The following is a 12,574-nucleotide window of genomic DNA, read 5'->3' on the forward strand; positions in this document are numbered from 1 at the left end:
GGGCGGGTATTTAGAGCAGCCATGGCCGCAATGGCAGCAACTGCCATGCAACCAGCAGCCCAACACCGGGTAGTGTCGCTAACAGGCATGTTGTCAGCAGACGCGTACCGCGGTCGGCGCGTCGCCATCCACGCAGCCCCACTGCGGTTCCTGTCACCAGCGCCACCGGCAGCAGCAAGCTCACGCCGGCCAGCGTCACGCTCGCCACAGTCCTGTCACCCAGTTCCAACAGGGACTGCCGATAGAACAAGGCTGCTGACAGCAGCAAGGCCGTCCCGGCAAGGAAGGGCAGGAGAACCGGATGCTGCCAACGCAGCTTTCCGCGTATCGCCAACACAACACCGGCCAACATCATGATGACAACGCCGACCACGGTTATGGACAGCAGCAGTCCCGGCACGATGATGCGCCAGGCAGGAACGCGCATATGGTTGCGCAGTCCGTCGCTCAGAACACGTACACCGTCTTCGCCAATCAACAGCACATGCGAGGCTAGAACCCGGCCGTGCGCGCGGAAAAGTTGATTGCCGAGCGGCTGCAGCAGCTGTGTATCTCTGGACAGCGAACGTAGACGGAGCTGGTCGCCAACAGTGTCCACGCGGACGAAGTCGGTCAGCGCCTGCAGTGGCGCAACTGCAGGCATTGCCTGTGGTGAACGGATGTACAGGCCATCCCACCCTGACAGCGAGGTTGTAGTAGGCGATGCAGCCTGTGCCGAAGCAATGGGCGGCAGTGCCAGTGCTTCGACAAGCCGCTGGTTGAGTCTTTCGTTTTCGGCGTCTTCGTTGTCGGTGTTGGTGGCGACGAAGAAAGCACTGCGCTGCTGCGGAAATATGCACAGCATCGCCCAGTAGCCGATGGTGTTGCCGGGATGGCAGCCGCCAACCTGGCCGTGCCGGTCGCGTCCGACCAGCACCAGCCCATGACCGAGTGGCAGGCCAGCGCGCACGGCCTCGGTTCCAGCTGGTGCGGTCAACGCCTGCATCAGCTCCATTGCGATGAAGGGCTGCCTTGCATTGCTGCCGTCGCCAAGCAGGAAGCTGGCAAACAACGCCATGTCACCCGCGGTGGTGGTCAGTTGCGCGGCGGGACGCAGAAAAGTGGGTACGGCCGGTGCGGGACGCGCCTGCTCAAAGTGGCCCATCGCAAGATGCGGGTCTGCGTGCGATCCGGTCTGCGTGGTGTAGGTGAACGTGCTTTCTCGCATACCCAGCGCGGCCAGTACTTCCCGGTCCATCCAGGTTTCGTAGCGTTCGCCGCTGACGGCCTCGATCACCTGCCCCAGCACGGTGTAGCCGAGGTTGGAGTAGCTGAAGCGGCTGCCAGGCTGGCTGAGGACGCGTAGCGGCGCGCGGTCCGTACCAGATGCGATCGCCAAGGGCACGTCAGCGGTAGCCTTGAGACTGAAGAACTGGCCGAGTTTTAGGTTCTCCAGGCCAGCTGTATGCGCAAGCAGATGGCGCACACGTACCGGGTGCGTGGATTCCCAGGGATTATCAAAGCCGATTGCCGGAACCACCTGTGTCACCGGTGTCTCCAATGAAAGGCGACCTTGGCTGATCATGCGCAGCACACCAAGGGCAAGTACGGCTTTGGTAACCGAGCCAACGTGCACGCGCGTGGAGGACCGCATGGGCGAGCGGGTGACTGCATCACGTACCCCTGCGGCACCGTTCGCAGCGCGGCCATCTGCAGTGACGGTAGTCCAGACCACACCTTGCAGACCTTCCTCATCGATGATGCGCTGCATGTCGGCTTGCAGTTTGCTGCTGTCGTTGGCTGCGGCAAAAGGTGCCGCCAAGACGGATACGCACAGCAGAATAGTCTGCAGAAAGGTCTTCATGGCGTGGCTCGCGCTGGCATGAGCGGGAAGGCGACCGACGTAAGCCCGTCATCGTGGCGGATGTCCAAGGCAATGCCGTGCTGCTCGCAAAGCCGTTGCACGATCGCCAGCCCCAGTCCGAAGCCAGTACTGTTCGCTCCCTTGCTGAAGGCATCCAATGCATGGTCGCTGATGCCATCACCGGGGTTGATGACGCGCAGCTGTTCGCCCTCAACGGCGATGCGTATCGAGCCGGCCGTTGTATGGGCGAAGGCGTTGCCAATCAGGTTGGCGAGCAATACCTGCAGTACTGCCAGCGGCAGGGTGCTGTTTTCGGCAAACGCGACGTCGATGTCCAGCTCGATCTGCTTGTCGTCCAGCAGCGGCGATTGTTCGACAATCACGCGCTCGATCACCGGCAACAATCTGTTCGCTTCGCCAGTGGCAGGCAGCGCCTGTTCGCGGGCCAAGGCCAGCAGCATGCTGATGGTTTGTTCCAGCTGCAGCGTGGACTGGCGAATGTGTGACAGCCCCTGTTGTGCCGCTGGCGACAACGACGGATCACGGGCCAGACGCTCGGTGGTTCCACGTATGACTGTCAACGGCGTACGCAGTTCATGGCTGGCATCGCGGGTGAACTCGCGCTCGCGGATGACGAAGGCACGGATGCGGGTGATCAAAGCCTCCAGTCCACGCGCCAGCACGCCGACTTCGTCATCGGCAAAACGCTGCGCGTGCACGGCAGGCAAGTGGTCGGGCCCGGCGTTGTCGACGAGCTGGACAAGCCGCGACAGCGGTGCGGTAGTGCGACGTGCCAGCCAGGCACCGAGCAGCAATGCAAGCGCGATCACCGCCACCCCGGACCAGGCCAGCAACTGCAGCAAGGCCGCGCGCTGTGGCCGCACCACCAGCAATTGGCTTACTTCGGCGAGCAGCCAGGCAGGCGCGGCGGCATCATCAGTCTGCAGCCGCAGCAGATGGTAGTGACGACCGTCGCTGCCCGGGAATTCTCGCCGGCGCGGCTCGTGCGCAAGGGTGCTGGCGATGCTGTCGGGCAAGAGGGATGCGGACTCAACTACCTGCATCCATGATTCGCGTGGTGCCTTCCACGCACGGGTCTGCGCATGATGCTGCAGCTGTTCGTTGGCTTCGCGTTCCAGCAGCCCGTTGAAGAACATGTCCTCAACCGCATAGGCGAATACCGCCACGTACAGCCCAAACAGTGTGGCGACCACCAGCGTGAAAGCGGCGAAGGCCAGCATCAGCCGGTTGCGCAGGCGCTTGCGTGGCGTCGAGGATGGGTTCGTCACGATACGCCCTCATCGGATTCAAGGCGGAAGCCGACGCCATGTACGGTCTTCAGCATCGGTGTGGCAAAAGGCTTGTCCAGCATTTGCCGCAACAGATAGAGATGCGTGCGCAGTGGGTCCGAGTCGGGTGGGGTATCGCCCCAGAGGCGCTGCACCAGATCGCTGCGGGTCAACGTGCGCGGCCATGCTTCGGCCAGCGCAAGCAGGATGTCGAAGCTGGTCTGGTGCAGTTCGATGTGCTGGCCATGGCGTTGCACGCCGTGGCTGCGGCGATCAATCCGCAGGCTGCCTATGCGCAACACATGTTCCTGACCGACGCGATGGCGTTGCGACAAGGCCAGGCAGCGAGCCACCAGTTCCTCACCTGCGAAAGGCTTGACCAGGTAATCATCGGCGCCGCTGCGGAAGCCGAGCAGGCGGTCGTCCAGCGCATCGCGTGCGGTCAGCATCAGGATCGGGACATGCCGGTCGGACTCGACACGCAGGCGCTGGCAGACCTGCAGCCCGTCAAGGCCGGGCAGGCCCAGATCCAGTACCAGCACGTCCGGTGGTTCGGTCAGCGCCATCTGCAGGCCGCTGCGGCCGTCTGCGGCGAAGCTGGCCCGGAAGCCATGCGCGGACAGCAGCGCATGCAGGTTGTCGCGCAGCAGGCGGTTGTCCTCGATCACCATAATGCGCAGGGCAAGCAGGGGCATGGCTCAACCGTCGATCTGTTGCAGGAGGGCTTGAGCCTGTTCCAGCTTCGGATTGCTTGCCAGTGCCTGGAGTACCAGGGCGCGAGCCTGTGCCGGTCGATTGAGTTTGAGGTGTGCTTCGGCAGCAGCAAGTTTCAGGCGTGCTTCGTGCATGTGCGGTAGCGCCAGTTTCATGACCTGCAAGGCCTGCTCCAAGGCGGCATCGTTGGCTGCGGCCTGTGCCTGGTAATAGCCGAGGATGCCGATCAGCTCAATGTGATGGCGCGAGGTATCGGCCGCCAGTGCAGCACGTGCGCCTTGCGCGTCGCCGCTCAACAGGCGTTCCACCAGGGTCATGCTGGTTTCATCGCGCCATGGTGTGCGGGCGACCGGTGTGCGGCCGGTGGCGCGAACAATGGCTTCTGCCACGGCGGTGGTGGAGTAGGGGTTCTGGCCGGTGATCAAGCGCCCATCCACCACCAGCTTCGGCATCATCAACGGTGCTTCCTGCCACTGCGCGCCGCGCTGGCGCAGCGCGTCTTCGAGCAGCCACGGAAATTGGGATGCCCACTTCTTGCCGAATACCGCCTCCTCCTCATTGCTGAAGCCGGTGAGTTGGCGACCCGCAACGAGCAGGCTGCCATCGGCCAGTCGTACCTCGGCCAAGGCGGCCGGACCGTGGCAGACCGCGGCGACGATGCCGCCGTTGTCCCAGACCTCGGCCAACAGCTGCTGCAGAGCCTGATCGCGGGGCAGGTCGAACATCGCGCCTTTGCCACCGACCACATATACCGCGGCGTAGTCGGAGGCCTTCGCCGCGGTGGTGGCCTTGGTGTCGGCCAATTGCCGCATCGCCCGTGCATCAGCCAGCAAGGCTGCGTTGAAGGGCTCGTCCGGGTTGTATTTGTCGGCATCCACTGCGCCGCCCTTGGGGCTGGCGACCTCCACCTGCAGGCCGTTGGCCTTGAACACCAGCCAGGCCTGCGACAGCTCATCGAACTCATAGCCCGGGCGCTGCTTGCCGGCATCCTTGCCTTCGCCGCTGACAACGATCAGTACCTTGTCCGTTGCCGCCGATGCATGCTGTGGCAATGCCGGCGCCAGCAACAGGACGGACAGCAATAATCGTGAGGGCAGGTTCATCGGTGGCTCCAGTGGCTTGGGACGCCAGTGTCGCCAACGGATATCAAATGAATTTCAATCGCTGCGAAAAACCAAGTCAGCGCAGCAGGTGATTGCGCTTGAGCAGGCGCCGTAACGACTGCGCGTGAAACGCAGTATCGGCATGCAGTCCGGCTTCGCGCGCGCCCTGTACGTTGCGGAATAGATGGTCGACGAACAGGCTTCGTCCAGGCGCACAGCCAAGCGCCGCGCAGGCGGCCAGATACGCTGCTGGGTCCGGTTTGCGTACTCCCAGCGCTGCGCTGCAGAGCACGCGACGGCCAGTTAGCAACTGCTCGATCACCGGCCGCGTCAGCAGGCCATTATTGGTCAGCACCGCAACCTGCACATCCGCATGCACGCGCTCCAGCACCGCCATGCAATCGCTGCGCAGCTTGCTGGCGGCGAGCCGTGCAGCGTGCCAGTGGGCCGCGCCCAACGTGCTGCCCAAGCGTTGATTCAAGGCCTGCAGCAACTGCTCACCATCCAGTTCGCCGCGGGCATGGGCGAACTCAAGCCCGTCCGTGCGCAACGCGGCATCCACCTGCTCAGGCGTGCAGCCAGCAGCATCGGCAAGCTGGCGCAGATGGATACGGTGATCGTAATCGGCCAGCAGGCCGTCGAAATCCAGCAGTAAGGCGTGCGGTCGTTGCATGGGTGGCAAGGCAGGAGCGGGGCTTCAGTATCGCTGGCATGGCAGCTGCGCGCAGCCTGCGACATCGCGTCACAGGTTAAATCTGCTGGGCTTGCCTAGAATTCAGACACTGTAGTTGTCATTTTCCGGAGTTCACCTTGAAGCGTTCCAGCTTGCTGTTGTTGGCCCTTGTTGGCCTGTTGCCCGCTGTGCCTGCGCTTGCGCGCACCTGTGCGGTCACCATTGAGAGCAATGACCGCATGCAGTTTTCGCTGCCACAGATCCGCGTGGCCACCGATTGCACCCAGGTGGACCTGACCTTGAAGCACACTGGCAGGATGCCGGCTACCGCGATGGGGCATAACTGGGTGCTGACGCGCACGCCGGATTTCCAACAGGTCGCCACTGCGGGCATGCGTTCGACGTTGGCTGACAGTTATCTGCCCAAGAATGATGCGCGGGTGATCGCGTTCACGCCGGTGATCGGCGGTGGGCAGACCACGCAGGTGCGCTTTGCGACCAGCAAGTTGACGCGTGGTGGCGACTACACCTTCTTCTGCTCGTTCCCGGGGCATTGGGGAATGATGAAGGGCAAGCTGGTTTTTGGGTAAGCTGATGAGCTGTTCGAATCTTGGGTTCGAGAAGCTTCAGAGTAACAGCTGCCCTCACCCCAACCCCTCTCCCGCGGGCGGGAGAAGGGCTTTATTTCGATCATTGTCGCTGTGGACTGATCAACCCGCAGCAACTACCTTGAACGCCTCGCGCGCTGCAACCAGCGTGGCTTCGATTACCGCATCGTCATGTGCGCTGGACAGGAAGCCGGCCTCGTAAGCAGACGGTGCCAGGAACACGCCGCGCTCGAGCATGGCGTGGAAGAACCGGTTGAAGGCGTTGATGTCACAGGCGATGGCCTGCGCATAGGTCTCCACCTTCTCGCTGGTGAAGAACAGGCCGAACATGCCGCCGACGCGGGTGGTGGTCACGGCCACGCCGGCATCGCGCGCTGCCGCTTCCAAACCATCGCAGAGCGTGTTGGTTGCCGCCGTCAGACGCTCATGGAAGCCCGGCGCCTGCACCAGCTGCAGCATCGCCAGGCCAGCGGCCATGGCCACCGGATTGCCGCTCAGGGTGCCGGCCTGGTAGATCGGGCCGGCTGGTGCGATCTGCGACATCAGCTCGCGGCGACCGCCGTAGGCGCCCACCGGCATCCCGCCGCCGATGATCTTGCCGAAGGTGCTCAGGTCCGGGGTGATGCCGTAATGCGCCTGCGCGCCACCCAGGGCAACGCGGAAACCGGTCATCACTTCGTCGAAGATCAACAGCGTGCCGTATTGCGTGCACAGCGCGCGCAGGTGCTGCAGGTAGCCTTCACGTGGCGGGATGCAGTTGGCGTTGCCCACCACCGGTTCGATGATCAGGCCGGCGATGTCGGCGCCCTGCTGCTCGAACAAGGCGGTGGCGGCTTCGAAGTCGTTATAGGGCAGGGTCAGCGTGAGTTCGCTCAGCCCGGCCGGTACGCCCGGCGAGGTCGGCACGCCGAGGGTCAGCATGCCGCTGCCGGCCTTGACCAGGAACGAGTCGCCGTGGCCGTGGTAGCAGCCTTCGAACTTGACGATCTTGTTGCGGCCGGTGGCGCCGCGCGCCAGACGGATTGCCGACAGTGTGGCCTCGGTACCGGAGTTGACCATGCGCACCATCTCGCAGGACGGCACCAGCTGGGTGATGGTCTCGGCCATGGTCACTTCGGCCGCGCACGGCGCACCGAACGACAGTCCATTACCGATGGCCCGCTGCACGGCCTCGCGCACGGCCGGGTGGTTGTGGCCGACGATCATCGGGCCCCAGGAGCCGACGTAATCGATATAGGCGTTGCCATCCACGTCATGCAGGTAGGCGCCATCGGCGCGCTGCACGAAGAAGGGTTCGCCGCCGACCGACTTGAATGCACGCACCGGTGAATTGACGCCACCGGGCAGCAGCGTCTGTGCGCGCGTGAACAGGGCGTGGGATTGGGCGTGGTTCATGCGTGAGTCCTTTGAGGTATCAACAACAACGAAGAGCTGAGCTTGGCGTTAGCCCCTCTCCCGCTTGCGGGAGAGGGATTGGGGTGAGGGGAAGCTTCTAGCGAGCAAACGTCAAAAGCGCTCTCATCCGCCCCTTTTGGGGCACCTTCTCCCGCATGCGGGAGAAGGGAATGGCAGAGATAGTGAGGGCTGTGGGAGTCAGGCAGCGCTAAAACAGCGCCGATAAGCCTCCAACGCGGCCACCGGATCGGCCTCGCTGAACACGCCGCTGATCACCGCGATCAGATCCGCGCCAGCTTCCACCACAGGCCGGCTATTGTCCGGGGTCAAACCGCCGATCGCCACCCGTGGCACGCCCAGTGCGGCGCTTTGTCGCAGCAGCTCCGGGCTTGCTCGGCGTGGGGTGATCTTGCTGCGGCTCGGGTAGAACGCGCCGAAGGCCACATAGCTGGCGCCAGCTGCAACCGCGCGCTGGGCAAGGGCCAGCTCGTCGTAGCAGGAGGCGCCAATGATGGCCTGCGGGCCGAGCAGGGCGTGGGCGGCGGCGATGTCACCGTCGTCTTCGCCCAGATGCACGCCGGCAGCGCCGACCTGCAGGGCCAGTGCGGCATCGTCGTTGATGATCAGCGGCACCCCGGCCTCGGCGCATAGCGCCTGCAGGGCGGTGGCCTGCGCCAGTCGGGTGGGCGCATCGACGGCCTTGTTGCGGTATTGCAGCCAGCGGGTGCCGGCCAGCAGCGGACGGACCCGCTCGAGCAGGCGTGTGCTGTCGGTTTCGTCGGGGGTGATCAGGTAGACGCCACGGGCGTCGGCAAGCTGGGTCATGTATGGCTACCGGTACGGCGTAGGGAGTGTGACAATCAACGCCGCTTCTTTGTCTGGTGATTATCCCCGATGTCCGACGCTACGGCCTCCACCCTGCGCAACTGGATGTGTGTCGTCTGCGGCTTCATCTACAGCGAGGCCGAGGGCTTGCCGGAAGAAGGCATCGCTGCGGGCACCCGCTGGGAAGACGTGCCCGACACCTGGACCTGCCCGGACTGCGGCGTGACCAAGGATGACTTCGAGATGGTCGAGCTGGATTGAGCCGCGCAACCTCCGGTTTGTAGGAGCGGCGTCAGCCGCGAAGCCACTGCGGCATTCGAAGCCGGTAAAGAACATTTGCCTGCCGAAGGACCGCTCTGGCGTTCCCTGCACAAAGCGGCTTCTGCGGAAATGCCGCGTTGATCCATGGCTTCGGATGCCGCAGTGGCTTCGCGGCTCACGCCGCTCCTACAAGCGGCAAGGCAGGCAACGCACGGCTCAATGCAGCCTCGGCCGTTCGCTACCCAGCTCAACCAGACGCTCGCGGATGCTGACGGCATCGGCGGCTTCTGGCGCCATCTTCAGGTAGCGCGCCAGGTCGGTGCGGGCACCGGCCAGGTGCTCCAGTTGCACATAGGCCAGGCCGCGATCGCGTACGGCATCGGCCTGCTCGGGGATGAGCTTGAGGATGCGGTCGGCGCTGCGTGCAGCGCGGTCCCATTCGCCGCGTTCGGCATAGACGCCGTGCAGATTGCGCAGCATGCGCATCAGGATGGCGCGGTGCGGTGCCGGGTCCAGGATCTGTGCCAGCACGCTGTCGTCGGGCGTTTCACCGCCCAGGTTGCTGCGTGCGCGCTCGCGTAGTTCATCCACGCCCAGCGGGCGACCACCGTTGAACGGGTCCATGATCAGCACGCCGTCTTCGACCGGCAGCCGCACCAGGAAGTGGCCGGGGAAGGAAATGCCTTCCAGCGGCAGGCCGAGCCGGCGCGAGACTTCAATCTGCACCAAGGCCAGCGAGATCGGGTTGCCCAGACGGCGCTCGAACACCTCGTTGAGGTAGCTGTTGCGCGGGTCGTAGTACTCCTCGTTGTCGCCGCTGTAACCGACCTCGTTGAACAGGTGGTTGTTGATCGCGGCAACCTTGAGTGGCCATTCACCAATGGCGTCCACTTCCACCCGCAGGTGATCGGCATGGGCCTGCAGCACGCGATCATAGGCGGCCGGGTCCAGCTGCGGGTATTCGTCGCGGGCGATCAGCAGGGCAGTCGGCAGCAGCGGCAGTGCCTCATCGGGCAAGCCGGCCAGTTCTTCCCACTGCGGCAGGGTAATGCGTGTTTCAGACATGCCCCAAGACTGGCGGCAAAGCGGCGCCGGTTCAAGGGCGCCGCTGTTCAATTTGTGGCTGTGAGTCAGTTACCGCTGGTGATGCCCGGGCCGAAGGTCAACTCGGCACCGTCTTCCAGCTTGAGCTTGGCGGCCTGGCCGGCGTTGAGTTCCAGCACATACAGGGCCGGGTTGAAGCTGGGGTAGGGCGGGCACATGTCGCCGGCCGAACACGGCGGCACATCACGCTGCTGGCTGACCAGGCGGCGCTGGCTGTCGAAGTAGAGGATGTCGAGCGGGATCCTGGTGTTTTTCATCCAGTACGCCTGCGGTTCCTCGCGGTCGTGGACGAACAGCATGCCGTGGTCGGCGTCCATCTGGTCGCGGAACATCAGGCCGCGGGCGCGGGTTTCGTCGTTCTGCGCCAGTTCCACGTTGTAGCGGGTGCCGGCCAGTTCCACCCAGTGCTTGCCGTCGGCGCTGGCGCAGCCGGTCAGGGCGAGCAGGGAAAGGGCAACGATGGTGCGCAGGAAGGATTTGGGCATGGTTGGGACCTGGTTCCTAGGGGAGCCTTCGGACGGGTCCGGTGGAAGTCAAAAGCTTCCCCTCATCCGCCCTTCGGGCACCTTCTCCCGCTTGCGGGAGAAGGGAAGAGCAACAAGCCAAGGCTAAAGCAGCTGCCAAAGCCAAAGCAAAAAACAGCGGCCAAAGCGACAGCCGAAGCCAAGGCTAAAGTCAAAGCCCAAGCCAAGGCCAAAGCGGCAGCTTTGCTGGCTTGGCTTACAGCACCTGTGGCGGCTCGCCGCCGATGATGACAACGTCAGCCGGGCGGCGGGCGAACAGGCCGACGGTGACCACGCCGGGAATCTGGTTGAGCTGCTGCTCCAGCTTCACCGGGTCGGTGATGGCCAGGTTGTGCACGTCCAGAATCAGATTCCCGTTGTCGGTGGTCACGCCATCGCGCCATACCGGCTGACCGCCGGTCAGGGCCAGGATCTCGCGGGCCACCAGGCTGCGCGCCATCGGGATAACTTCCACCGGCAGCGGGAACTTGCCCAGTACCTTGACCTGCTTGCTCGGGTCGATGATGCAGACGAACTGCTTGCTGGCCTCGGCGATGATCTTCTCGCGGGTCAGTGCAGCACCGCCGCCCTTGATCAGGTTCTTGTTGCCGTCGCACTCGTCGGCGCCGTCCACGTACAGCGACAGGCCGCCGGTGTGGTTCAGGTCCAGCACCTCGATGCCGTGGCCCTTGAGCAGGGCGGTGCTCTGGTCGGAGCTGGAGACCGCGCCTTCAATCTGGTCCTTGATGCGGGCCAGGGCCTCGATGAAGTAGGCAACGGTGGAACCGGTGCCGACACCGACGATCATTCCCTTCTGCACGTACTCGATGGCTTTTTCGGCGGCCAGGCGCTTGGCTTCAGACATGGTGGGCTCAATCAGGTTGGAAAACATGTTTTGTAGGAGCGGCGTAAGCCGCGAAGCCGGGAATCTGAAACGTTGTCAGCTTCGCGGCTTATGGCCCGAGGCCACCCAGCGACGCTCCCACAAGAGGGAATTATTTGGCTTTCTTTTCCAGCGACAGCAGCAGCTTCCACTGTGCGGCGGTAACCGGGAACACCGACAGGCGGTTGCCCTTGGCGGTCAGCGGGAAACCTTCGCCCAGTTCCTCGGCATGCAGCTTGATCTCGTCCAGCGCGATCACCTGCGCCAGCTTACGCTCGAAACCCACGTCCACCAGCATCCAGCGCGGTTGCTCGCGCGTGCTCTTGGGGTCGTAGTAATCGGATTCGGGATCGAACTGGGTGTCGTCCGGGTAGGCCTCACTGGCCACCGTGGCAATGCCGACGATGCCCGGCACCTTGGTATTGGAGTGGTAGAACAGGATGCCGTCGCCGACCTTCATGCCATCGCGCATGAAATTGCGCGCTTGGTAGTTGCGCACGCCATTCCACGGTTCGGTGCCCACGCGCTGCAGGTCGTCGATGGAAAAGGCGTCCGGTTCGGACTTCATCAGCCAATAGCGCTTGCGGGCGGTCATGCGTTCAACGATTCCGGGTAGAGAGTGGCCTGCTCGGTACAGATGGCATCCACCGCCACATCCCAGTCCTCGACCGGCAATGACGGCACCTGCTGGGCGGAGAAACCTACCCCCACCAGCCACGGCGGCGCGGCCTGGCGCTGCCGAAATGCGAAGCTGCGATCATACCAGCCGCCCCCCATGCCCAGCCGACGGCCGCCAGCATCAAAGCCGACCAGCGGGGCGATGACCAAGGCCATTTCCTCCGGCCGCAGCGCCTGCGCAGGGTCCACATCAGGCTCGGGAATACCATAACGGTTGCTGACCAATGCTTGGCCGGGCCGCCAAGGGGCGAAGCGCAGCAGTTTGCCGTGCAGCAGCGGCAGGCAATAGGTCTGCTGCGGCGGCAACTGCATCTGCCAGCGGTGCAGGGCGATCTCGCCGTCCATCGCCCAGTAGCCGGCGACATGGCCACTGAGCCCTGCGAAAGGCAGGGACAGCAGGTGCGTGGCGAGGGTTTCGGCAGCGGCGATGCGTTCGGCGGCGGGGATGTCGCGGCGGTGCTGGCGCAGTTGTTGGCGGAGGAGTTGGCGGGGATCGGTCATTTGCGAAGGTCGAGGCTTGGAAGCCGTTCTTCTAGCGGGAAAGAGGTGAGGGTAAGGGTGAAGCACTTGGGGAGCCAAGCCTTTGTAGCAACTGTCTTGTCAGCCGGAGGCCATAGCGGCCTCCGCATCTCGTTTACGAGCATTGAGGATGACCAGCATCTTTCTCATAACCGCGACCAAGGCCACCTTGCCGG

Annotated in this window: 14 protein-coding genes; 2 read left to right on the forward strand and 12 right to left on the reverse strand. The window is 63.9% G+C overall.

Features of this window, described 5'->3' with window-relative positions; all coding sequences use genetic code 11:
* Nucleotides 1–10 precede the first annotated feature (10 nt).
* The 5 genes from ACVOMB_RS05165 to ACVOMB_RS05185 form a co-directional block, all read right to left on the reverse strand.
* Nucleotides 11–1,843 carry a serine hydrolase domain-containing protein gene (locus ACVOMB_RS05165; protein WP_481530194.1) on the reverse strand — a complete coding sequence of 611 codons (1,833 nt, stop codon included), beginning with the start codon at nt 1,841–1,843 and terminating at the stop codon, nt 11–13.
* The gene (locus tag ACVOMB_RS05170; protein WP_481530195.1) at nt 1,840–3,132 is read right to left on the reverse strand and encodes a sensor histidine kinase; all 1,293 of its coding nucleotides are present in this window, start codon (nt 3,130–3,132) and stop codon (nt 1,840–1,842) included. Before ACVOMB_RS05170 ends, ACVOMB_RS05165 begins: the two co-directional genes overlap by 4 nt.
* Nucleotides 3,129–3,827 (reverse strand): response regulator transcription factor, encoded by a 699-nt coding sequence (locus ACVOMB_RS05175; RefSeq protein ID WP_481530196.1) that lies wholly within the window; start codon nt 3,825–3,827, stop codon nt 3,129–3,131. The genes ACVOMB_RS05170 and ACVOMB_RS05175 overlap by 4 nt, the downstream gene beginning before the upstream one ends.
* A gap of 3 nt (nt 3,828–3,830) precedes the next feature.
* Entirely contained in the window at nt 3,831–4,949 is a 1,119-nt protein-coding gene (locus ACVOMB_RS05180; RefSeq protein ID WP_481530197.1) for a DJ-1/PfpI family protein, read from the reverse strand.
* A 76-nt stretch (nt 4,950–5,025) separates the two neighbouring features.
* Nucleotides 5,026–5,622 carry an HAD-IA family hydrolase gene (locus ACVOMB_RS05185; protein ID WP_481530198.1) on the reverse strand — a complete coding sequence of 199 codons (597 nt, stop codon included), beginning with the start codon at nt 5,620–5,622 and terminating at the stop codon, nt 5,026–5,028.
* Nucleotides 5,623–5,774: 152 nt separating this feature from the next.
* Here ACVOMB_RS05185 and azu point away from each other — a divergent pair, with 152 nt between their 5' ends.
* Nucleotides 5,775–6,212: an azurin gene (gene azu / locus ACVOMB_RS05190; RefSeq protein ID WP_481530209.1), complete on the forward strand. Its 438-nt coding sequence runs from the start codon at nt 5,775–5,777 to the stop codon at nt 6,210–6,212.
* Between the two features lie 120 nt (nt 6,213–6,332).
* On the opposite strand, the gene hemL is transcribed toward azu, so the two are convergent.
* Both hemL and thiE read right to left on the reverse strand, forming a co-directional pair.
* Nucleotides 6,333–7,625: a glutamate-1-semialdehyde 2,1-aminomutase gene (gene hemL / locus ACVOMB_RS05195; RefSeq protein WP_481530199.1), complete on the reverse strand. Its 1,293-nt coding sequence runs from the start codon at nt 7,623–7,625 to the stop codon at nt 6,333–6,335.
* Between the two features lie 198 nt (nt 7,626–7,823).
* A complete protein-coding gene (gene thiE / locus ACVOMB_RS05200) occupies nt 7,824–8,450 on the reverse strand; it encodes a thiamine phosphate synthase (protein ID WP_481530200.1) in 627 nt (208 codons plus the stop codon).
* Between the two features lie 69 nt (nt 8,451–8,519).
* On the opposite strand from thiE, the gene ACVOMB_RS05205 reads away from it, so the two are divergent.
* Nucleotides 8,520–8,711, forward strand: a complete 192-nt coding sequence (locus ACVOMB_RS05205) for a rubredoxin (protein ID WP_481530201.1) — start codon at nt 8,520–8,522, stop codon at nt 8,709–8,711.
* A gap of 216 nt (nt 8,712–8,927) precedes the next feature.
* Here the strand turns inward: ACVOMB_RS05205 and ACVOMB_RS05210 are convergent, their stop codons facing one another.
* From ACVOMB_RS05210 to ACVOMB_RS05230, 5 genes are all read right to left on the reverse strand, one after another.
* On the reverse strand, nt 8,928–9,776 hold the full coding sequence (locus ACVOMB_RS05210) for a SirB1 family protein (protein ID WP_481530202.1): 849 nt from the start codon (nt 9,774–9,776) through the stop codon (nt 8,928–8,930).
* Between the two features lie 65 nt (nt 9,777–9,841).
* On the reverse strand, nt 9,842–10,300 hold the full coding sequence (locus tag ACVOMB_RS05215) for a DUF192 domain-containing protein (RefSeq protein WP_481530203.1): 459 nt from the start codon (nt 10,298–10,300) through the stop codon (nt 9,842–9,844).
* Between the two features lie 235 nt (nt 10,301–10,535).
* Nucleotides 10,536–11,183: a ribose-5-phosphate isomerase RpiA gene (gene rpiA / locus ACVOMB_RS05220; RefSeq protein WP_481517731.1), complete on the reverse strand. Its 648-nt coding sequence runs from the start codon at nt 11,181–11,183 to the stop codon at nt 10,536–10,538.
* A gap of 130 nt (nt 11,184–11,313) precedes the next feature.
* On the reverse strand, nt 11,314–11,796 hold the full coding sequence (locus tag ACVOMB_RS05225; RefSeq protein WP_481514466.1) for an EVE domain-containing protein: 483 nt from the start codon (nt 11,794–11,796) through the stop codon (nt 11,314–11,316).
* Entirely contained in the window at nt 11,793–12,380 is a 588-nt protein-coding gene (locus ACVOMB_RS05230) for a 5-formyltetrahydrofolate cyclo-ligase (RefSeq protein WP_481530204.1), read from the reverse strand. Before ACVOMB_RS05230 ends, ACVOMB_RS05225 begins: the two co-directional genes overlap by 4 nt.
* Nucleotides 12,381–12,574: the final 194 nt, after the last annotated feature.

It is taken from the genome of Stenotrophomonas sp. STEN018 (assembly GCF_056760235.1).

What these genes read in the sequence shown, in the direction of transcription:
- ACVOMB_RS05175 (WP_481530196.1), bottom strand. Translation starts at nt 3,827, where the DNA reads ATGCCCCTGCTTGCCCTGCGCATTATGGTGATCGAGGACAACCGCCTG.
- rpiA (WP_481517731.1), bottom strand. Translation starts at nt 11,183, where the DNA reads ATGTCTGAAGCCAAGCGCCTGGCCGCCGAAAAAGCCATCGAGTACGTG.
- ACVOMB_RS05165 (WP_481530194.1), bottom strand. Translation starts at nt 1,843, where the DNA reads ATGAAGACCTTTCTGCAGACTATTCTGCTGTGCGTATCCGTCTTGGCG.
- ACVOMB_RS05225 (WP_481514466.1), bottom strand. Translation starts at nt 11,796, where the DNA reads ATGACCGCCCGCAAGCGCTATTGGCTGATGAAGTCCGAACCGGACGCC.
- ACVOMB_RS05185 (WP_481530198.1), bottom strand. Translation starts at nt 5,622, where the DNA reads ATGCAACGACCGCACGCCTTACTGCTGGATTTCGACGGCCTGCTGGCC.
- ACVOMB_RS05180 (WP_481530197.1), bottom strand. Translation starts at nt 4,949, where the DNA reads ATGAACCTGCCCTCACGATTATTGCTGTCCGTCCTGTTGCTGGCGCCG.
- hemL (WP_481530199.1), bottom strand. Translation starts at nt 7,625, where the DNA reads ATGAACCACGCCCAATCCCACGCCCTGTTCACGCGCGCACAGACGCTG.
- ACVOMB_RS05215 (WP_481530203.1), bottom strand. Translation starts at nt 10,300, where the DNA reads ATGCCCAAATCCTTCCTGCGCACCATCGTTGCCCTTTCCCTGCTCGCC.
- ACVOMB_RS05210 (WP_481530202.1), bottom strand. Translation starts at nt 9,776, where the DNA reads ATGTCTGAAACACGCATTACCCTGCCGCAGTGGGAAGAACTGGCCGGC.
- thiE (WP_481530200.1), bottom strand. Translation starts at nt 8,450, where the DNA reads ATGACCCAGCTTGCCGACGCCCGTGGCGTCTACCTGATCACCCCCGAC.
- ACVOMB_RS05205 (WP_481530201.1), top strand. Translation starts at nt 8,520, where the DNA reads ATGTCCGACGCTACGGCCTCCACCCTGCGCAACTGGATGTGTGTCGTC.
- ACVOMB_RS05230 (WP_481530204.1), bottom strand. Translation starts at nt 12,380, where the DNA reads ATGACCGATCCCCGCCAACTCCTCCGCCAACAACTGCGCCAGCACCGC.